Here is an 18621-nt window from a genome sequence, read left to right on the forward strand (position 1 = left end):
GCCGGCGTCGTGGTCGGTGATGCAGGCATGGTTCCTCCTAGGCGTCGTAGTCGACGGAGACGGAATCGCTGGTCGGGTGTGCCTGGCAGGTGAGGACGAACCCGTTCGCCACCTCGTCGGGTTCGAGGGCGTAGTTCTCCTCCATCTCCACCGTCCCCTCGACGACCTTGGCGCGGCAGGTCCCGCAGACCCCGCCCGCACAGGCGAACGGCACGTCGGGCCGCACGCGCAGCGCCGCGTTGAGGATGGACTCGCGCGCGTGCGTGGGGCTCTGGACACTCCCCTTCAGCCCGTCGAGGTTGAAGGAGATGCTGTAGTTCTGGCCGGCGTCGGCCGGGGCCACGGGGCGTCCGATGCTCCCCTCGGGCCGGGTGGGCTCGCCCGTGGTGAACAGCTCGAAGCGCACCCTGTCCGCCGGCACGCCGCGCTCCGCGAGCGAGTCGCGGCACAGCTGCACGAGTTCGAAGGGGCCGCAGAGGAACCACTCGTCGACGCGCTCCGCAGCAAGGACGGAGCCGAGCAGTCTCTCCAGCTTCTCCGCGTCGATCCTGCCCGTGAGCAGCGGCGAGATGCGCTGTTCACGGGACAGGACGTGGTGCAGTGCGAAGCGCGAGGGGTAGCGGTCCTTCAGGTCAGCCAGTTCCTCGAGGAACATGACGTCCATCGCGGCCCGGTTCGCGTAGATGAGATCGAACCGGACGTGCGGACCGGCGGCCAGCATGGACCGGGCGATCGAGAGCACCGGGGTGATGCCCGACCCCGCGGCGACGGCTACGAGCGAGACGGCCGCCTGGCCCGGCGTGGTGCGCGGCGTGAACTGTCCGAGCGGACTCATGACCTCCACGGTGTCCCCCGCCTTCAGGGACTCGTTCACCCAGGTGGAGAAGATCCCGCCGAGATCGCGCTTCACTGCGACGCGGAGCTCCCCGGGGCGCGGGTCGGCGCAGATCGAGTAGCTGCGGCGTACCTCCTTCGGTTCGCCGTCGACGTCGAGCGTCGCGCGAAGGGCCACGTACTGGCCCGGCAGGTAGTCGTAGCGGTCCTGCAGTTCTTCCGGGACGTCGAGCGTGACCTCGACGGCGTCCTCCGTCAGGCGGCGGACCTCCCGCACGGTCAGGCTGGAGAAGGCGCTGCGCCGCTTCGTCGAGGGGGCGAGGACAACTGCCATCAGTGCACCTTGAAGTAGTCGAAGGGTTCCCTGCAGTCGTTGCAGACGTACAGGGCCTTGCAGGACGTGGAGCCGAAGCGCGTCATCTCGCGCGTGTTCAACGAGGAGCACTGGGGGCACTTGACGCTCAGGCCGATCCGCACGGGACCGGCTGCCGCCGTGCCCGTGGGGGGCGCGATACCGTACTCCGCGAGCTTGGCCTTGCCGCCGTCGCTCATCCAGTCCGTGGTCCAGGCGGGCGCGAGGACCAGGCGGACCGCGACGTCGTCGTACCCGGACGCGCGGAGCGCCGTGGTCACGTCGTCGCGGATGGCATCCATCGCCGGGCAGCCCGAATAGGTAGGCGTGATGGTGACGACGGCCTGCCCCGTCTCCGTGACGTGCGCGTCCCTCAGCACACCCAGGTCCTCGATGGTGAGGACGGGGATCTCCGGGTCGCAGATGGTGGCCGCGATGTCCCAGACGGCGGCATCGGCAGCGGTCCGGCGCAGGTCCGTCAGCGCTACCACGACGCACCGGGATGCTCGCGGGCCAGCACCTGCATCTCGGCGAGAATGTACCCGAGGTGCTCGCTGTGGCGTCCCGACCGGCCGCCACCGACGGCACCGGGGACGGCGGGGCGCTCGAGGTCCGCCTCGTCGAGGACCGCCTGGATCGCCGCGTCGAAGGGCGCGCGGAGGGTGCTCGGGCGGACCCCCGCGCCGTCTACCTCGTCGATCAGGGGGTGGTCGGCGAACAGTTCGTCCACGTAGGGCCAGGTGAGCTTGAGGCCGGCGATCATCCGGCGGCGCGACTCGTCGGTACCGAGCGCGAGGCGCAGGACCCACTGGATGCTGTGGTCGCGGTGGTAGTCGACCTCCTTGACGGCCTTCGCGGCGATCGCGGCGATCGTCGCGTCGGTCGAGTCCACGAGGCGGGAGTAGAGCTCCCACTGGTAGAGCGAGACGACGAGCTGCCGGGCGATCGTGCGGGCGAAGTCCCCGTTGGGCTGCTCGACCAGGTGCACGGAGCGGAACTCGGGCTCCCGCCGGAAGTACGCGAGGTCGTCCTCGGTCCTGTCCCACGCCCGTCCGGCGTAGGTGAGGAAGGACCGGGCGTGGCCGATCTGGTCCAGTGCGATGTTGGCGAGGGCCACGTCCTCCTCGAGCTCCGGTGCCCGGGAGATCCACCAGCCGAGCCGCTGGGCCAGGATCAGCGCGTCGTCGCCCAGCCCGAGCGCGTACTGCCCGACGGCGTCGCCGGGCCTGGTGTCCAGGAGCGCGATGTCCTCGGGCCGCAGTGCGTTGCCCGGCGTGATGCGCGTGGCACTGGCGTTCGCCTCGCTCACAGGTGCTTCACTCCCTCGCTCTTGGTGTAGTACGTGGCGTGGCGGTAGTCCTTGCCCTGCGGTGACTCGAAGAAACGGTCCTTCGCATCGGGATCGCTGGTGATGATGGACGACGCCGGGACCACCCACAGGCTGACGCCCTCGTTGCGCCGCGTGTAGAGGTCACGGGCGTTGCGGACGGCCATCTCGGCGTCGGGGGCGTGCAGCGACCCCGCGTGGACATGCGAGAGGCCCCGGGACGAACGGACGAACACCTCCCACAGCGGCCAGGCGGCGCGTGTCTCCTGCGGGCCCGACGCCGGTGCCTTCGCGCCGTCGTCGCCCGTCGTCGATCCGCCGGTCATCTAGGCCGCCTTCCCGTGCTTCAGGGCCTGCTTCTGCGCGTAAGCCGCTGCGGCCTCGCGGACCCAGGCGCCTTCCTCGTGGGCCTCGCGGCGCCGCTCCATGCGCTGCGCGTTGCAGGGCCCACGGCCGGCGAGGACCTCCTTGAACTCGTTCCAGTCGAGGGGTCCGTGGTGCCAGCGCCCCGTCTCCTCGTCGTAGCGCACGTCCTTGTCCGGCAGCTCGAGCCCAAGGACCTTGATCTGCTCGACCATCATGCCCACGAAGCGCGAGCGTAGCTCGTCGTTGGAGAAGCGCTTGATGTTCCACTCCATCGACTTCTGCGAGTTGGGCGAATCCTCGTCCGGGGGCCCGAACATCATGAGTGAGGGCGTATACCAGCGGTCGACGGCGTCCTGCGCCATCGCCCGCTGGGCGGGGGTCCCGTTGGCGAGCTCGAGGAGGATCTCGAACCCCTGCCGCTGGTGGAACGACTCCTCCTTGCAGATGCGCACCATCGCCCGGCCGTACGGGCCGTAGGACGCCCGGCACAGCGGGACCTGGTTGCAGATGGCGGCTCCGTCGACGAGCCACCCGATCGCGCCGATGTCGGCCCAGGTGAGGACGGGGTAGTTGAAGATGCTCGAGTACCGGGCCTTGCCGGCGATCAGGTCCTCGGTCATCTGGTCCCGGGGCGTCCCCAGGGTCTCGGCGGCCGAGTAGAGGTAGAGGCCGTGACCCGCCTCGTCCTGGACCTTCGCCATCAGCACGGCCTTGCGCTTGAGCGACGGTGCGCGCGTGATCCAGTTCGCCTCCGGCTGCATGCCGATGATCTCGGAGTGCGCGTGCTGGGAGATCTGGCGGGTGAGCGACTTGCGGTAGTCGGCCGGCATCCAGTCACGCGGCTCGATGCGTGAGTCCTGCGCGATGAGGTCGTTGAACAGCCTCTCGCCCTCGACGTCGTGGTCCGTGTGCGTTCCTGCGTTCATCGCTGTAGCCGTCATCGTGCCTACCTCGCTCATCTGGACCGCCCGGCTTATTTACCGACCGTTCGTTCAGTATAGGGAGGTCGGCGAGGGGCAGTCAACGGAACCGGGGGTCCGCGAACGGCAGATCGGCCTCCACCAGGAAGGCGCGCAGCCACGCGAGCGCACTCGCTTCGGAGGTGAAGTACCGGGTGGGATGGATGGCCCTGCACGCGCCCGCGGCCAGCACCTCGTCCATGGGCCCGTCGCCCAGGAGGGCGGCCGCCACGACGAGGGACTCGGCATTGAAGACGGCGCGCGCACCGGGGGGAAGGGCGACGATGTTCGTCATGTCGACGAGGATCGCGTAGGGGCGTCCACGGGAGAGGCGGCGGCTGGCGGCGAGGACGGAGTACGCGTCCTCGGGTGTGATGCACGCTCGCTCGATCCACTCCAGGTGCTGCAGGTCGTCCGAGACCAACGCCACCGTGGCTTTGCCGCCTGCCGCCATCAGGCTCTCCATGGTTCTCCCTCGGGCGACGCAGACCGCCCGGAGCTCCCCTCGACGTCGGGGTAGCCTGTCGCGAACGCGCCGCCGATGAGCCGAAAATACCACCGGCCCGCTCTCTGCGTAAGGGCGGCGCCGAGGCGGGACCCGGGATTCAGCCGACGTGTGCGAGGGACGGGGCCCGGTCGGCACCGGCGGCGTCGAGGATCGCGCGGAGTGCGACGGCGACGTCCGCATCCCTGGTGCCCCCGGTCGACTGCGCGTGCAGCCATGCCGCCAGGCGCTTCTCGCCCGCCGACTTCGGCGCCGCCAGGGACGGCAGGCGCCCCTCCTCCTCGAGGAATTCAGCGATGCTCGCGATCTTCAGCCAGGCCACGCCGCCCTTGGTCGGCCCGCCCTGCGTCGGGGACGCCAGGAGCCCGGCGGCACGCAGCTGCTCCGTGCGGTCAGCGGAAAGCCGACCCGCATGCGCCGATCTGCGCTGCTCGTCGAGCCAGAGCGCGAGCCGATGCTCGCCGGGGACCGCGGCACGGACAGCGGGTTTCCGGCCCTCGAGGGCCAGGAAGGTTGCGAGCGCTCGCAGTCGGAGTTCCCAGGATGTGGTCGGCACGGAGGCGCCCTCTCGGAGGCGGGTCAGGATGTTGTAGTAAGCATACGCATTATTAGACAAACTAGTGATTCTTGGTGCGCTGCGGCAGGTCCGGGGGCGCGGGACCGACCGAACGGTCGTGTAAAAATGGCGGTATGACTGTCGCCGGGCCCACTCCGATCCCTACCCGTCGCGGGCGGCCGGGCTACGACCAGCAGTCGGTCCTGGCGGTCGCCGTCGCCGCATTCAACCGCCACGGGTACGAGGCGACGTCGATGGGAATGCTGGCCGAGGAACTCGGCATCAGCAAGTCCGCCATCTACCACCACGTGCCGTCGAAGGGCGACCTCCTGCGGCTGGCCCTGGACCATGCCCTGGGCGGTCTCGAGTCGGTCCTCGAGGATGCGCGGGCGAGTGCGGGCCCGGCGGACGAGCGCCTGGAGTTCGTCCTGCGCGGGACCATCGCCGTCCTCACCGAGCGGCTGCCCTTCGTGACCCTCCTGCTGCGGCTGCGCGGCAACACGGATGTGGAGCGGGATGCCCTCGACCGGCGCCGGACCTTCGACCGCACGGTGGCGGGCCTGGTCGACGCCGCCCGCCACGAGGGATCCATCCGGGGCGACATCGACCCACGGACCACCACGCGCCTCATCTTCGGGACCATCAACTCGATCGTCGAATGGTACAGGCCGGGCGGTCCCCTCTCGGCGGACAAACTGGCCGACGACGTCATCGTCATGGTGTTCGACGGGCTGCACCGGCGCTGACCTGCTGCGCCCTGGCTGCTGCCTGCTCCTTCCTGCTTCCTGCTTCCTGCTTCCTGCTTCCTGCTTCCTGCTTCCTGCTTCCTGCTACACGCTGCTGCCTGTTCACAGCGCTGCTGCCTGCTCCTTCCTACTACACGCTGCTGCCTGCACGTTCCTCCCACCGACGGGCTCCGTTCGGTGGGCGTTCCCGAACATGCCCACCGATCCACCCCGATCAGTGGGCACACGTGTCGTCCACATAGACCCGCACCACGAGAGCCGCACCCGGCCGAGGCATCATGCTGCTGCCATGGACGTCGTCGCGCTGCTGGCCCGATCAGGCGGAGTCGCGCGAGCACGCGATCTCCTGGCAGCAGGCGCCTCCCCCGCCCTCCTCACCAGGGCGGTGCGGAACGGCGTCGTGCTCCGGGTCGCCCGTGGCGTCTACGCCCTGCCGGACCACGATGCCGGAGCGCGGACGGCGCTGTCCCTGGGCAGCGAGCTGGGATGCATCAGCGCCGCGCAGCTCCGGGGGCTATGGGTGCTTCGTCCACCCCGCCTGCTGCATGTCACGGCCGACTCCGGGCATGGGATCGACAGTGACCGGGTGCGGGTCCATCGTGCTGCCCGTCCCGTCTCCGACCTCACGGTGTGCCTGCAGGTGATGCGCTGCCTCCCCGAACTCGATGCCCTGTGCATCGTCGAGTCCGCCGTGGTCCGCGGCTCGGTGTCGCTCGAGGACCTGCGGGGGCAGGCCCTCGGGCGCAGATCCGGCTCCGTTCGCCGGATCGTGGGATCGGTGGACCCGCACGCCGAGTCGATCCTGGAGACGGTCGCCCGGTACCACCTCCTCAGGGCCGGCTTCCAGGTCTCGTCGCAGGTGCACATCCCGGGGGTGGGCCGCCTCGATCTCTTCGTCGACGGCATTCTCGGCATCGAGGCCGATGGACGGCAGCACCACAGCGACCGGCGGGAATTCAAGGAGGACCGCCGCCGGTGGAACATCCTCACCACCCGGGGAGTCCCTGTCCTCCGCGTGACCCGGAGCCTGCTCTTCGATGCTCCCGGGCAGTTCCTCCAGCTCGTACGGGCCACCCTCGCGACACGTTCCTCCCACTGATGGGGGCCGTTCGGTGGGAATGTCCGACCATGCCCGCCGACTCGCCCTGATCAGTGGGAGGAACCCGCCGTCAGCCCGGCCGTACGGGCCCACCCGCCGCTACTTCTGCACGAGGGTCAGGACGTCGTAGGTCGCCACGATCTCGTCGTCCTGGTTCTGCAGGACGGCGTCCCAGGCCACCTCGCCGTACTCGTCCGTCTCGCGCGGCGTGATGCGCTTCGCGGTCAGGGTCACACGGATCGAGTCGCCCGCGGCGACGGGCGTGATGAACCGGAGGTTCTCCAGCCCGTAGTTGGCGAGGACGGGCCCCGGAGCGGGGTCGACGAACAGGCCCGCACCCCAGGACAGCAGCAGGTAGCCGTGCGCCACGATCCCGGGGAAGAAGGGATTGGCGGCCGCCGCTTCCTCGTTCGTGTGGGCGTAGAACGTGTCACCTGTCGTCTCGGCGAACGCGGTGATGTCCGCCAGCGTCACCTCGCGGAGCTCAGAGCGCACGGCGTCGCCGATCCGCAGCGCCGCGAGGTCCTTGCGGAACGGGTGGACGTCGTCGAACCGGCGGTCCGCGCCCGTGTGCCACTCCCCCGTGATGGCGGTGAGCATGTTCGGGGATCCCTGCACCGCCGTGCGCTGCATATGGTGCAGGACCGAGCGCATGCCGCCGAGTTCCTCGCCGCCGCCCGCCCGTCCCGGGCCGCCGTGCACGAGATGCGGCACGGGCGAGCCGTGCCCGGTGGACGTCCGGGCGTCCTCGCGGTTGAGGATCAGCACGCGACCGTGGTGCGCGGCGATCCCCATCACCAGCTCCTGGGCCACCGCCGGATCGTTGGTGCACACGGTCGCTACGAGGGACCCCGAGCCGAGGGCCGCCAGGTGCACGGCATGGGACAGATCGGCGTAGCCGATGACGGACGCGACCGGCCCGAACGCCTCGACGGAGTGGAGGGCGCCTGCCTCCACGTCCTCCCAGGTGAGGAGCAGGGGCTCCATGAACGCGCCGCCCGGAACCGTGCCCCGGGTGTTGTCGGCACGCAGCACCTCCGGCGCGTCGAGCGATCCGAACGCGACGGCCCCACCCGAGGCCAGTAGTTCCCGCACCGAGCCGTGCACGCCCTCGAGCTGCTCGAGCGAGGCGAGCGCCCCCATGGTGACCCCTTCGGCGCGCGGGTCGCCGAGCGTGACCCGCGACCGGATGCGATCGCCCGCCGCGCGGACGACGTCGTCGACGAGGGCCTCGGGTACGATGGACCGACGGATACTGGTACATTTCTGGCCGGCCTTGACGGTCATCTCGGTGACCAGCGATTTCACGAAGGCATCGAACTCGGGGGTTCCGGGAACGGCGTCGGGGCCGAGGATGGCCGCATTCAGCGAGTCCGTCTCGCACGTGAACCGCACGCCGCCGCGGGCCACCGAGGGGTGGGACTTCAGGTGGTTCGCGGTGGACGCCGAACCGGTGAAGGACACGAGGTCGCGATAGTCGAGGTGGTCGAGGATGTCGCGGGCGGGCCCGGAGACGAGCTGCAGGGAGCCCTCGGGGAGGATCGCCGAGCCGATGATCAGCTTCACGACGGCCGCCGCGAGGAAGCCCGTGGGCGTGGCGGGCTTCACGATGGTCGGCACACCGGCGAGGAACGCGGGAGCGAGCTTCTCGAGCATGCCCCACACCGGGAAGTTGAAGGCGTTGATCTGGACGGCGACGCCCGGTATGCGCGTGTGGATGTGCGTTCCGAGGAACGAGCCGTCCTTGGACAGCACCTCGGGCGGGCCGTCGACGATGACGTGGGAGTTGGGCAGCTCCCGGCGGCCCTTGGACCCGAAGGTGAACAGGACGCCGATGCCGCCGTCGATGTCCACCATGGAGTCGACCTTCGTGGCTCCGGTCTTCGCGGACAGCTCGTAGAGCGGCTCGCGGTGCGCATTGAGGTGCTGCGCGAGCTCCTTGAGCTTCAGTGCGCGCTCGTGGAAGGTGAGGCGGCCGAGGGCCGCCTGCCCCGTGGTCCGCGCGAACCGGACGGCGGCCGCGGTGTCGATGCCGGCCGTGCTGACGACGGCGAGTTCCTCGCCCGTGCTGGCATCACGGACCACCGTGCCGTCGCCCTCCGCTGCCGAGCGGTCGGGGGTCCACCAGGCGTCCTCGAGGAAGCTGGGGACGACGTCGATCTGTACTCGTTCCGGGGCGGTTGTCATGGTCCGCTCGCCTTTCACTCGTGCTGCTGGAACGCCGGGCGCGTGCCGGCCTGTTCCTGTGGGGTCAGGTCCTGCCGGGTCGGGGGGACGGGCGGCGGCGGGGCGTCGTCCCAGTCGAAGAAGCCCTGGCCGCTCTTGCGTCCGAGCCGACCCTGCGCCACCTTCTCGCGCAGGATCGCGGGTGGGGCGAAGCGTGGACCGAGCGTGGATTCGAGGTACTCCGCGATGCCGAGGCGCACGTCCAGTCCCACGATGTCGGTGGTGCGGAGCGGACCCACGGGGTGCCTGTAGCCGAGGACCATCGCCGCATCGATGTCCTCCGCCGTCGCCACGCCCTCCTCGAGCATCCGCATGGCCTCGAGGGCGAGGGCGACACCGAGCCGCGAGCTCGCGAACCCCGGGGTGTCACGCACGACGACGGGCGTCTTGCCGAGCGCGTCCACCCAGGACCGCGCGGCCGCTTCGAGCGCCGCTGACGTCCCCGCTCCGAGGACCACCTCGATCAGGGTCGACGCCGGGACCGGGTTGAAGAAGTGGAGTCCGCAGAACCGCTCGGGCCGCTGCAGCACGGCCGCGAGCGCGTCCACGGACAGGGACGAGGTGTTCGTCGCGAGCCAGGCGGCGCCGTCGAGCACGTCCTCGACCGCCCGCAACGCCTGCCGCTTCAGGCCGAGGTCCTCCGGGACCGCCTCGACGACGAGCGAGCAGGGCGCGAAGGCGGCGTAGTCGGTGGAGACGGAGATCCGTGCGGACAGCCGGTCGAGGTCCTCCGTCGTCGTCCCGCGCTCCACGCTGCGCGCGAGGGCCTGCGTCACGCGCCCGAGCCCGGCCGACGCGGCCTCCTCGTCGCGCTCGACGACGACGACGTCGGACCCGGCGAGGCAGAAGGCGTGCGCGATGCCCGCGCCCATCCGCCCGCCACCGAGTACGCCGACACGGGTGGGGAATCCGCTCATGAGCCCTTCTTCCGGTCCAGGAACCGCTGCATGCGGTCGAACTTCGCCTCGGATTCGAACAGGACGGCCTGCGCCAGCTGATCGATCAGGGGATGGGCCTCCCGTGGGGCATGGAACACGCTCTTGGTGATCCGCACGGCCAGCGGGTCCTGCCGGCCGATCCGGTCCGCGAGGTCGTGTGCGGCCGGCAGGAGGTCCTCCGGGGCGTGGATCGCGGTGACGAGCCGCGCGTCGAGCGCCTCCTCGGCGGTCAGGATGCGACCGGCCAGGAGGATCTCCAGTGCGAGGGGCTCCCCCACGAGCTCCCTGAGGCGCCAGGTCGCGCCGGCAGCCGGGAGGATGCCGAGGCCCGTCTCCGGATTGCCGATCCTCAGGCGGGGCGTGCCGAGCCGGAAGTCGGCGGCGAAGGCGAGTTCCGCTCCGCCGCCGAGGGCATAGCCGTCGAGGGCGGCGATGACGGGCATGGGGAGGGCGGCGATCCGCGCGAAGAGCGTCGAGTTGATCCCTGCGAGGGCGTCGTCGCGCCGCCGCTCCCGCAGCTCGGCGATGTCGGCGCCCGACGCGAAGACGCCGTCGGACCCCAGGAGGATGAGCGTGCGCGGGGCGCGCTCGAGGTCACTGCAGACGGTGTGGAGTTCGTCGACCATCTGCCGGTCGATCGCATTGCGGACCTCGGGCCGGTGCAGTTCGACGACGAGCCGCGCCTCCCCCTCGGTGACCCGGAGAGCGGCGGGCATCAGACGGCCTCCACGAGCAGGGCCGTGCCCTGCCCCACGCCGACGCACATCGTCGCGAGGCCGAGGCGCCGCGCGGGGCCGGACAGTTCGCGCTCGAGCCGGCCGAGCAGCGTGACCGCGATCCGGGCGCCCGACGAGCCGAGCGGGTGGCCGAGGGCGATCGCGCCGCCGTCGCGGTTGACGATCTCCTCGTCGAGGCCGAGGCGGCGGATGCATGCGAGCGACTGCGTGGCGAACGCCTCGTTGAGTTCGACGGCGCCGAGGTCGGCGACGGACAGGCCCGTGCGCTCGAGCACCCTGTGCGTGGCCGGGACCGGCCCGATCCCCATGATCTCCGGCGGGACGCCCGCGGACGCGCCCTCGAGGATGCGCGCACGCGGCGTCAGGCCGTAGCGCTCCACGGCCGCTTCGGAGGCGACGACGACGGCGGAGGCGCCGTCGTTGAGCGAACTCGAGTTCCCGGCCGTGACGATGCCGTCCGGCCGGACGACGGGTCGCAGCTTCGCGAGGACTTCCAGGGTGGTGTCCTCGCGCGGCCCCTCGTCGGTGTCCATGGAGAACGAGGTCCTGCCGCGGTTGACCTGGACGGGCACGATCTCGTCGTCGAATCGTCCCGCCTGCATGGCGGCGAGGGCGCGCTGGTGGGAGCGCAGGGCGAACGCATCGGCGTCGTCGCGCGTGATGCGGTCCAGGGCCGCGAGTTCCTCCGCCGTCTCGGGCATCGAATAGGTGGCCTTGTCCCGTGCGGCGAGCAACGGGTTCGTGAAGCGCCAGCCGATCGAGGTGTCGAAGACGGCGCCGGGCCGGGCGAAGGCCTTGTCCGGCTTCTCCATCACCCACGGGGCGCGGCTCATGGATTCGACGCCTCCGGCGACGACGACGTCCGCCGCCCCGGCCCGGACCATGTGGGATGCCATGATGATGGCCGAGAGGCCGGAGGCGCAGAGCCTGTTGACGGTGATACCGGGAACGCTGTCGGGGTAGCCGGCGAGCAGCGAGGCCAGGCGTGCCACGTTGCGGTTCTCCTCCCCGGCGCCGTTGGCGTTGCCGAGGATCACCTCGTCCACGGTGGCGGGGTCGACTCCGGCGCGCTGCACGACGGCGGAGAGGACGAGGGCCGCAAGGTCGTCCGGGCGGACGCCGGAGAGGGCTCCGCCGTACCGGCCGACGGGAGTGCGGACACCGCCCACCAGGAAAGCCTCGGCCATGGTCGTCTCCCTCGTCGTCGTGGTCCTGCCGGCGAATTACCGAACGTTCGTTCTGTAAAAGCCTGCTCCAGAATTGCACGCCCGTCCGGCCGGGTCAACCGGCCGCTCCCGGACGCGCCGGCGCGGCACCCGAAGGGGCTGCGGAGGGACGGTGGAGGGCTCCCCCGGGGGTCGGTGGGGCCCTGGCGGCAGTGGCGCCGGTGGCAAGATGGGAACCATGACCGCTGATGCCACCGCACTCGTCGTCCCCGTCCCGCCCCCGGCCAGCAAGGTGCCCCATGTGCGCACGCACCATGGCGACACCTTCGTCGACTCCTACGAGTGGATGCGCGACAAGGAGAGCCCCGAGCTGATCGACTACCTCCAGCGCGAAAACCGGTACGCGGAGGCCGTCACGCGCCACCAGGAACCGCTCCGCGAGGCCATCTTCGGCGAGATCAAGGAACGCACGCAGGAGACCGACCTCTCCGTCCCCGCCCGCAAGAAGGGGTGGTGGTACTACTCGCGCACCGAGGAGGGGAAGCAGTACGGCATCCAGTGCCGCGTGGCCGCGGAGGACACCGGGGATCTCGGCCGCGACTGGACGCCGCCCGAGGTGGTTCCCGGCCGGCCCGTCGAGGGCGAACAGATCCTCCTCGACGGCAACGAACTCGCCGAGGGCAAGCCCTTCTTCTCCCTCGGCGGCCTGTCCGTCACGGAGGACGGCACGCTGCTCGCGTACAGCGAGGACAACGCGGGTGACGAGCGCTTCACGCTGCGCATCAAGGACCTCGGAACGGGCGAGCTCCTCCCCGACGAGGTGCCGGACGTCTTCTACGGACTGTCCTTCGCCCCCGACGGGACGCGCGTCTACTACACCGTCGTCGACGACTCCTGGCGCCCCTACCAGGTGCGGGTGCACACCCTGGGCACGCCGGTCGAGGAGGACGCCGTCGTCTACCAGGAGGACGACGTCGCGATGTGGACCGGCTTCGAGGTGTCGGCCGACCGCACGCAGCTCCTCATCAGCATCGGGTGTTCCGAGTACAGCGAGTACCGTGTCCTGGACCTCGCGGATCCCGGGGCCGGACTCACCACGCTGGTCCCCCGCGACGAGCGCATCCTGTACGACGCCGAGCCGGTCACCATCGCGGGCGTGCCGCACTACCTGCTGACCCACGACCGCGACGCGAAGAACTCCATGGTGAGCCTCGTGGCGGCGTCCGAATTCGCCAGGCCGCTCGCCGACCAGGAGTGGACGACGGTGCTCGCCCACGACGACGCCGTGCGCGTCAACGGCCTCACGGTCACCCGCACGCACGTGGTGCTGTCGGTGCGGAAGGACACGATCGAACGGGTGCAGGTCCTCCCCCTCGCCGGCCTGGGGACGCCGGACCAGGGGCAGCCGACGGAACCGGACTTCGACGAGGAGCTGTTCACGAGCAACCTCGCCAACGCCGAGTTCGACTCCCCGATCATCCGGCTGTCCTACGCCTCCTACCTCACGCCGCCGCGCGTGTACGACTACGTCCTCGAGGACGGCACGCTGGCACTCCGCAAGGAGACGGAGGTGCGCGGCGGCTACGACCCCGCCTCCTACGTCGCGGAGCGCCAGTGGGCGCCGGCCGCGGACGGCACCCTGATCCCGCTCTCGGTCGTCCGCCGTGCGGAACTGTCCCCGGACGGCACGAACCCCGCCGTCATCTACGCCTACGGCAGCTACGAGGCGAGCATGGACCCTGCGTTCTCGATCGCCAGGCTGTCGCTGCTGGATCGGGGCATCATCTACGTCACCGCGCACATCCGCGGCGGCGGCGAGATGGGTCGCAGCTGGTACGACCAGGGCAAGAAGCTCGCGAAGAAGAACACCTTCACCGATTTCGTGGACGCCACCACGTACCTCGCCGACTCGGGCTGGGTGGACGCCGGCCGCATCGCGGCCATGGGCGGATCGGCGGGCGGGCTGCTCATGGGCGCCGTCGCGAACCTCGCACCCGAGAAGTACCGGGCCATCGTCGCGCAGGTGCCGTTCGTCGACGCCCTGACCACGATCCTCGATCCCGAGCTGCCCCTCTCGGCGCTCGAGTGGGAGGAGTGGGGGAACCCCATCACCGATGCGGAGGTGTACCGCTACATGAAGGAGTACACGCCCTACGAGAACGTCCGCCCCGTGGCCTATCCGCGCATCGCGGCGGTCACGAGCTTCAACGACACCCGGGTGCTCTACGTCGAGCCCGCCAAGTGGGTGGCGCAGCTCCGCGAGACGACGACCGGCAGCGAGCCGATCGTCCTCAAGACGGAGATGGACGGCGGCCACGGTGGAGCGAGCGGACGCTACTCCCGCTGGCGCGACGTGGCCTGGGACTACGCGTTCGCCGCGGAGGCGGTGGGCGCCACCGCGGTGCTGGCGCGCTCCACCAGCTCCGTGGTGTAGATGACGGGCTCCGGGTGCGAGCCCGGGGCCTCGATCTCCTCGAGCAGCATGGTGCCGGCCTTCACGGCCATCCGGACCATGGGCTGGGTGATGGTGGTCAGGGGTGTCGGCGCGGTCTCTGCCACGGCATGGTTGTCATAGCCGACCAGCGCGATGTCCCCCGGGACCGTCCTGCCCGCCGCCTGGACGACGTCGAGCACGCCGAGCGCCATGAGGTCCGAGGCCGCGAAGATCCCGTCGATCTCGGGGTGCTCGGCGAGCAGCCGGCGAGCCGCGGCCGCGCCGCCGTCCGTGGTGAAGTCCGCGTGGACCACGGGACCGTCGGGAAGCCCTGCGTCGGCGAGACCGGCTCGCCAGCCGCGGAGGCGGTCGACGGCGGCGGTCATGTCCGCGGGGCCGGCGACCGTGGCGAGGCGCCGTCGCCCGATGCCCGCGAGATGCTGGGCGGCCAGGCGCCCGCCCCCGACGTTGTCGGTATCCACATAGGTGACGTCGAACGCCATGTCCCACGGCCGTCCGATGAAGATGGTGGGAAGGCCCGTCTCGGCCAGGGATCTGGCCCAGGAATCGGCCTTGTGGTGCGAGACCACGATGGCGCCGTCGACGTGCCCGCCCCGCAGGTAGCGCAGGGTGCGGGACGAGTCGTCCTCGGTCCGCGACATCAGCAGCACCAGTTGGACGTCGGTCTCCCGGAGGGCCTCCGTGATGCCGGTGATGACGACGGCGAAGAAGGGATCCATCATGACGCGGACGTCCGGCTCGGGGATCACCAGGGCGATCGAGGAGGTCCGGCGGGTCACCAGGCTGCGCGCAGCACGGTTCGGGATGTACCCGAGGGCGACGACGGCCCGGTCCACGGCCGCCTGCGCCTCGGGGCTGACCCGATCGCCGCCGTTGATGGCCCGGGACGCCGTGGACCGCGACACCCCGGCCGCCACGGCGAGGTCCTCGAGCGTTGGGCTCGGGCGGGCCGTGGTCGGGCGCAGCGACCGGGGCGGCGACGTGTTCATCACCTCGACAATACGGCACCGGCCTTCTCGGCGTCCGGCGACGACGGGCGCTCCGGCAGCTGGTTCGAGGCCGCGAGCCGCGCGTACCAGAGGGCACTCGCCTTCGGCGTCCGTTCCTGGGTCTCGTAGTCCACGCGCACCAGACCGAACCGCTGGTGGTACCCCCAGGCCCACTCGAAGTTGTCCATGAGCGACCAGGCGAGGTAGCCGCGCAGGTCGACGCCGTCGTCGATCGCGTCCTTCATGGCGCGGACGTGGACATCGAAGAACGCGAGGCGATCCTGGTCGTCCACGAAGCCGGACCCGTCCGCGGTGTCGTCGTACGCCGCGCCGTTCTCGGTGATGTAGAGGGGGATGCCCGCGGGCCCGGTGTACTCGTCCTGCAGCCGGTTGAGCAGGCGGCGGAGGCCCTCGGGCTGAACCTCCCAGTCCATCGCAGTGACCGGCAGGCCGCGCGGGACGGAGCGCACGCCGTGCGCGGCGACGTAGGGCGAGGAGACCGGGCGTTCGAGGGGGGCATGGCCCTCCTGGGGCGCGGCCTCGTCCGACGGCGTCTTCGTCACGGCCTCGCCGTGGTAGTAGTTCACGCCCAGGACGTCGATCGGCGTTGCGATGATCGCGAGGTCGCCGTCCCAAATCGCATCCGTCAGGCCGAGGTGCTCGACGTCCCGGAGGAGGTCCTCCGGGTACTCGCCGCGCAGCACGGGATCGACGAAGATGCGGTTGAACTGCCCGTCGATCCGGCGCGCGGCGTCGCGGTCCGCCTCGCTGGAAGGATCGAGCGGATCGGCAACCGTGAAGTTGAGCGTGATGCCGAGCGTCGCGTCCGCGTCGCGTCGGCGGAGCTCCTGCGTCGCGAGTCCGTGCCCGAGGAGCAGGTGATGGGCAGCGGCGAGGGCTGCCGTGGGCTCCTGCCGTCCGGGTGCGTGCACGCCGGCTGCGTAGCCGAGGAACGCCGCGCACCAGGGCTCGTTGAGGGTGGTCCAGATGCGGACGCGGTCACCGAGCGCCTCGTGCATGACCGCCGCGTACTCCGCGAACCGGTAGGCCGTCTCCCGGTTCGTCCAGCCGCCCTCGTCCTCGAGTGCCTGCGGCAGGTCCCAGTGGTACAGGGTGAGCCATGGCTTGATGCCGGCTTCGATGAGCTGGTCCACGAGGGTGGAGTAGAAGCGGATGCCCTCGATGTTCGGGGTCACCCCGTCCGGCATGCAGCGCGACCACGAGGTCGAGAAGCGGTAGGCCTGCAGGTTGAGGCTCTTCATCAGTGCGACGTCGTCGGCCGACCGGTGGTAGTGGTCGCAGGCCACGTCGCCGTTGTGTGCATCCGCCACGGCTCCGGGGACACGGGTGAAGGTGTCCCAGATGGAGGGTCCCCTGCCGCCTTCCCGGGCGGCGCCCTCGATCTGGTAGGCGGCTGTCGCCGCTCCCCAGAGGAAACCCTCGGGGAAGGTGATGTCGGTGCTGCTCATCCTTTGACTGCTCCTTGCATGATTCCTGAAACGAGTTGACGTCCCGCCACGGCGAAGAGGAGCAGGAGCGGGATGGTGGAGAGCACCGCTCCGGCGAGCACGATCGAGTAATCGACGAAGTGCGCGGCCTGGAGCAGCTGCAGCGCCACCGGGAGGGTGGGGTTGGACGGATCCAGCACGATGAACGGCCAGAAGAAGTTCGTCCAGGTGGCGACGAACGTGAACAGCGCGAGCATCGCCGCAGCCGGTCGGGCCGCGGGGAGACCAACGTACCAAAAGGCCTGGATCATGGAGGCACCGTCGATCCGGACGGCCTCGATGAGCTCGTCCGGCAGGGCATCCCGCAGGTACTGGGTCATCCAGAAGACGCCGAACGCCGTCACGATGCCGGGCACGATGACGGCCCAGAGCGAGCCGGTCCAGCCGAGCTTCGCCATCACGATGAACAGCGGCACCACGCCGAGCTGGGTGGGCACCGCCATCGTGGCGATCACGAACACCAGCAGGCCCTTGCTGCCCCGGAAGCGGAGCTTGGCGAAGGCGAAGCCGGCGAGGGTGGAGAACAGCACCACGGATGCCGCCGTGACGGTGGAGACGATGATGCTGTTGCTGAGCGCCTTCCAGAACGGGATGCTGTCCAGGACCGATGCCGCGTTGGCCAGGAAGTTGCCGCCCGGGATCATCGGCACGCCCTTGCTGATGACGGAGCTGTCATGGCTGCCGACCAGGAAGGACCACCAGAGCGGGAACACCGAGCCGAGGATGACCGCGCCGAGGAACCCGTAGGTGAGGAACCCGGGACGGCGCATGGTCCCGCCGGGTGCACCCCGGCGTCGCGCGCCGAGGCCCCGCTGGGCGGCGCGGGCCGCGCCCTTCCCTGCGGTCTGCTCGATCATGGGGATGGAGCTCATCGTCGGCCTCCCTGGTTCGCGATGCGGCGGGTGATGAGGAAGTTGGCCATCGCGATCACGACGATGATCAGGAACAGGAGCCAGGCGACCGCCGAGGCCCTGCCGAAGTTGCGCTGGCCCCAGCCGAGCTCCCAGATGTACATGGTCAGCGTCTGCCATTGCCGGTCCGCCCCGCCGAGACCCGCCTGGTCGAAGACCCGGGCCTCGTCGAAGATCTGCAGTCCGCCGATGGTGGCGGTGATGACCACGAAGATGATGGTGGGGCGCAGCATCGGCACGGTGACGGAGAAGAACTGCCGGAGGCGTCCGGCGCCGTCGATGGTCGCCGCCTCGTAGACGTCCCGGGGGATGGCCTGCATGGCGGCGAGGAAGATCAGCGCGTTGTACCCGGTCCACCGGAAGTTCACCATGGTCGCGATCGCCGCGTGGCTGGCGAGTGAATCGGAGTGCCAGCGGACCGGGTCCAGCCCTATCCCCGTCAACAGCTCGTTGAACAGGCCTGCCTGGTCAGCGAAGAGGTTGTTGAAGATCAACCCTACGGCCACGGGGGCCGCCACGAAGGGGACGAGGACGCCCATCCGCCAGAACGTCCTGGCTCGCAGGTTGGCGTCGAGCACCGCGGCGATGGCGATGGCGAGGACGACCTGCGGGACGGACGAGAGGAGGAAGATGCTGAACGTATTGCCTACCGCGTTCCAGAAGAACGGCTGCGCGAGCACGAACTCGTAGTTCTCCAGTGCCGTGAAATCGCCCTGGCCCCCGATGAGGTTCCAGCTGTGGAGCGAGACCCATGCCGTGTAGAGCAGGGGGAACAGGCCCGTGATGGCGAAGAGCAGGAAGAACGGTGAGATGTAGAGATACGGAGACAGCTTGACGTCCCACTTCGACACCTTCTGGGAGAAGGCCAGGCGCTTCACGCGAGTCTCGCGTGAGGTCCGCCGATTCGTGTTGGGAGGTGGGGATTGGACCCGGTCCGTGACGGCCAT

Annotated in this window: 18 protein-coding genes; 3 read left to right on the top strand and 15 right to left on the bottom strand. The window is 70.2% G+C overall.

The features are described 5' to 3' along the window. Nucleotides 1–37: 37 nt before the first annotated feature. The 7 genes from paaE to ACX80U_RS02535 all read right to left on the bottom strand — a co-directional run bounded on the left by paaE (nucleotide 38) and on the right by ACX80U_RS02535 (nucleotide 4899). Nucleotides 38–1168 (bottom strand): 1,2-phenylacetyl-CoA epoxidase subunit PaaE, encoded by a 1131-nt coding sequence (paaE, locus tag ACX80U_RS02505; protein ID WP_459267292.1) that lies wholly within the window; start codon nucleotides 1166–1168, stop codon nucleotides 38–40. Continuing rightward, nucleotides 1168–1677 (bottom strand): 1,2-phenylacetyl-CoA epoxidase subunit PaaD, encoded by a 510-nt coding sequence (gene paaD / locus ACX80U_RS02510; RefSeq protein WP_279628580.1) that lies wholly within the window; start codon nucleotides 1675–1677, stop codon nucleotides 1168–1170. Before paaD ends, paaE begins: the two co-directional genes overlap by 1 nt. Further along, nucleotides 1671–2495 carry a 1,2-phenylacetyl-CoA epoxidase subunit PaaC gene (paaC, locus tag ACX80U_RS02515; protein WP_133081133.1) on the bottom strand — a complete coding sequence of 275 codons (825 nt, stop codon included), beginning with the start codon at nucleotides 2493–2495 and terminating at the stop codon, nucleotides 1671–1673. The genes paaD and paaC overlap by 7 nt, the downstream gene beginning before the upstream one ends. After that, nucleotides 2492–2839: a 1,2-phenylacetyl-CoA epoxidase subunit PaaB gene (gene paaB / locus ACX80U_RS02520; RefSeq protein ID WP_133081134.1), complete on the bottom strand. Its 348-nt coding sequence runs from the start codon at nucleotides 2837–2839 to the stop codon at nucleotides 2492–2494. Before paaB ends, paaC begins: the two co-directional genes overlap by 4 nt. Further along, nucleotides 2840–3805 (bottom strand): 1,2-phenylacetyl-CoA epoxidase subunit PaaA, encoded by a 966-nt coding sequence (paaA, locus tag ACX80U_RS02525; protein ID WP_459267349.1) that lies wholly within the window; start codon nucleotides 3803–3805, stop codon nucleotides 2840–2842. Between the two features lie 94 nt (nucleotides 3806–3899). Continuing rightward, nucleotides 3900–4304, bottom strand: coding sequence for a DUF7793 family protein (locus tag ACX80U_RS02530; protein WP_133081136.1), 405 nt, complete (start codon nucleotides 4302–4304; stop codon nucleotides 3900–3902). A 139-nt stretch (nucleotides 4305–4443) separates the two neighbouring features. Beyond that, complete coding sequence (locus ACX80U_RS02535) at nucleotides 4444–4899, bottom strand: helicase associated domain-containing protein (RefSeq protein WP_459267293.1); 456 nt, start codon at nucleotides 4897–4899, stop codon at nucleotides 4444–4446. A gap of 134 nt (nucleotides 4900–5033) precedes the next feature. On the opposite strand from ACX80U_RS02535, the gene ACX80U_RS02540 reads away from it, so the two are divergent. Both ACX80U_RS02540 and ACX80U_RS02545 read left to right on the top strand, forming a co-directional pair. Continuing rightward, nucleotides 5034–5645 (top strand): TetR/AcrR family transcriptional regulator, encoded by a 612-nt coding sequence (locus tag ACX80U_RS02540; RefSeq protein ID WP_133081138.1) that lies wholly within the window; start codon nucleotides 5034–5036, stop codon nucleotides 5643–5645. A 289-nt stretch (nucleotides 5646–5934) separates the two neighbouring features. After that, nucleotides 5935–6744: a type IV toxin-antitoxin system AbiEi family antitoxin domain-containing protein gene (locus ACX80U_RS02545; RefSeq protein ID WP_459267294.1), complete on the top strand. Its 810-nt coding sequence runs from the start codon at nucleotides 5935–5937 to the stop codon at nucleotides 6742–6744. 99 nt (nucleotides 6745–6843) lie between these two features. Here the strand turns inward: ACX80U_RS02545 and paaZ are convergent, their stop codons facing one another. Genes paaZ through ACX80U_RS02565 form a run of 4 tightly spaced genes read right to left on the bottom strand, consistent with a single transcriptional unit; the run spans nucleotide 6844 to nucleotide 11832 of the window. Then, the gene (gene paaZ / locus ACX80U_RS02550; RefSeq protein ID WP_133081140.1) at nucleotides 6844–8931 is read right to left on the bottom strand and encodes a phenylacetic acid degradation bifunctional protein PaaZ; all 2088 of its coding nucleotides are present in this window, start codon (nucleotides 8929–8931) and stop codon (nucleotides 6844–6846) included. A 14-nt stretch (nucleotides 8932–8945) separates the two neighbouring features. Next, nucleotides 8946–9887 (bottom strand): 3-hydroxyacyl-CoA dehydrogenase family protein, encoded by a 942-nt coding sequence (locus tag ACX80U_RS02555; RefSeq protein WP_459267295.1) that lies wholly within the window; start codon nucleotides 9885–9887, stop codon nucleotides 8946–8948. Next, entirely contained in the window at nucleotides 9884–10624 is a 741-nt protein-coding gene (locus tag ACX80U_RS02560; protein ID WP_459267296.1) for an enoyl-CoA hydratase/isomerase family protein, read from the bottom strand. The genes ACX80U_RS02555 and ACX80U_RS02560 overlap by 4 nt, the downstream gene beginning before the upstream one ends. Then, nucleotides 10624–11832: an acetyl-CoA C-acyltransferase gene (locus ACX80U_RS02565; protein ID WP_459267297.1), complete on the bottom strand. Its 1209-nt coding sequence runs from the start codon at nucleotides 11830–11832 to the stop codon at nucleotides 10624–10626. The genes ACX80U_RS02560 and ACX80U_RS02565 overlap by 1 nt, the downstream gene beginning before the upstream one ends. A 208-nt stretch (nucleotides 11833–12040) precedes the next feature. Here ACX80U_RS02565 and ACX80U_RS02570 point away from each other — a divergent pair, with 208 nt between their 5' ends. Further along, entirely contained in the window at nucleotides 12041–14245 is a 2205-nt protein-coding gene (locus ACX80U_RS02570; protein ID WP_459267298.1) for a S9 family peptidase, read from the top strand. Here ACX80U_RS02570 and ACX80U_RS02575 read toward each other — a convergent pair. Genes ACX80U_RS02575 through ACX80U_RS02590 form a run of 4 tightly spaced genes read right to left on the bottom strand, consistent with a single transcriptional unit; the run spans nucleotide 14176 to nucleotide 18621 of the window. After that, on the bottom strand, nucleotides 14176–15255 hold the full coding sequence (locus tag ACX80U_RS02575) for a LacI family DNA-binding transcriptional regulator (RefSeq protein ID WP_133081145.1): 1080 nt from the start codon (nucleotides 15253–15255) through the stop codon (nucleotides 14176–14178). The genes ACX80U_RS02570 and ACX80U_RS02575 overlap by 70 nt on opposite strands. Then, nucleotides 15255–16724 (bottom strand): GH1 family beta-glucosidase, encoded by a 1470-nt coding sequence (locus tag ACX80U_RS02580; RefSeq protein ID WP_459267299.1) that lies wholly within the window; start codon nucleotides 16722–16724, stop codon nucleotides 15255–15257. The genes ACX80U_RS02575 and ACX80U_RS02580 overlap by 1 nt, the downstream gene beginning before the upstream one ends. Continuing rightward, a complete protein-coding gene (locus tag ACX80U_RS02585; protein WP_133081147.1) occupies nucleotides 16721–17635 on the bottom strand; it encodes a carbohydrate ABC transporter permease in 915 nt (304 codons plus the stop codon). The genes ACX80U_RS02580 and ACX80U_RS02585 overlap by 4 nt, the downstream gene beginning before the upstream one ends. Beyond that, nucleotides 17632–18621, bottom strand: a complete 990-nt coding sequence (locus ACX80U_RS02590) for a carbohydrate ABC transporter permease (RefSeq protein WP_459267300.1) — start codon at nucleotides 18619–18621, stop codon at nucleotides 17632–17634. Before ACX80U_RS02590 ends, ACX80U_RS02585 begins: the two co-directional genes overlap by 4 nt.

The organism is Arthrobacter sp. TmT3-37, assembly GCF_054510835.1.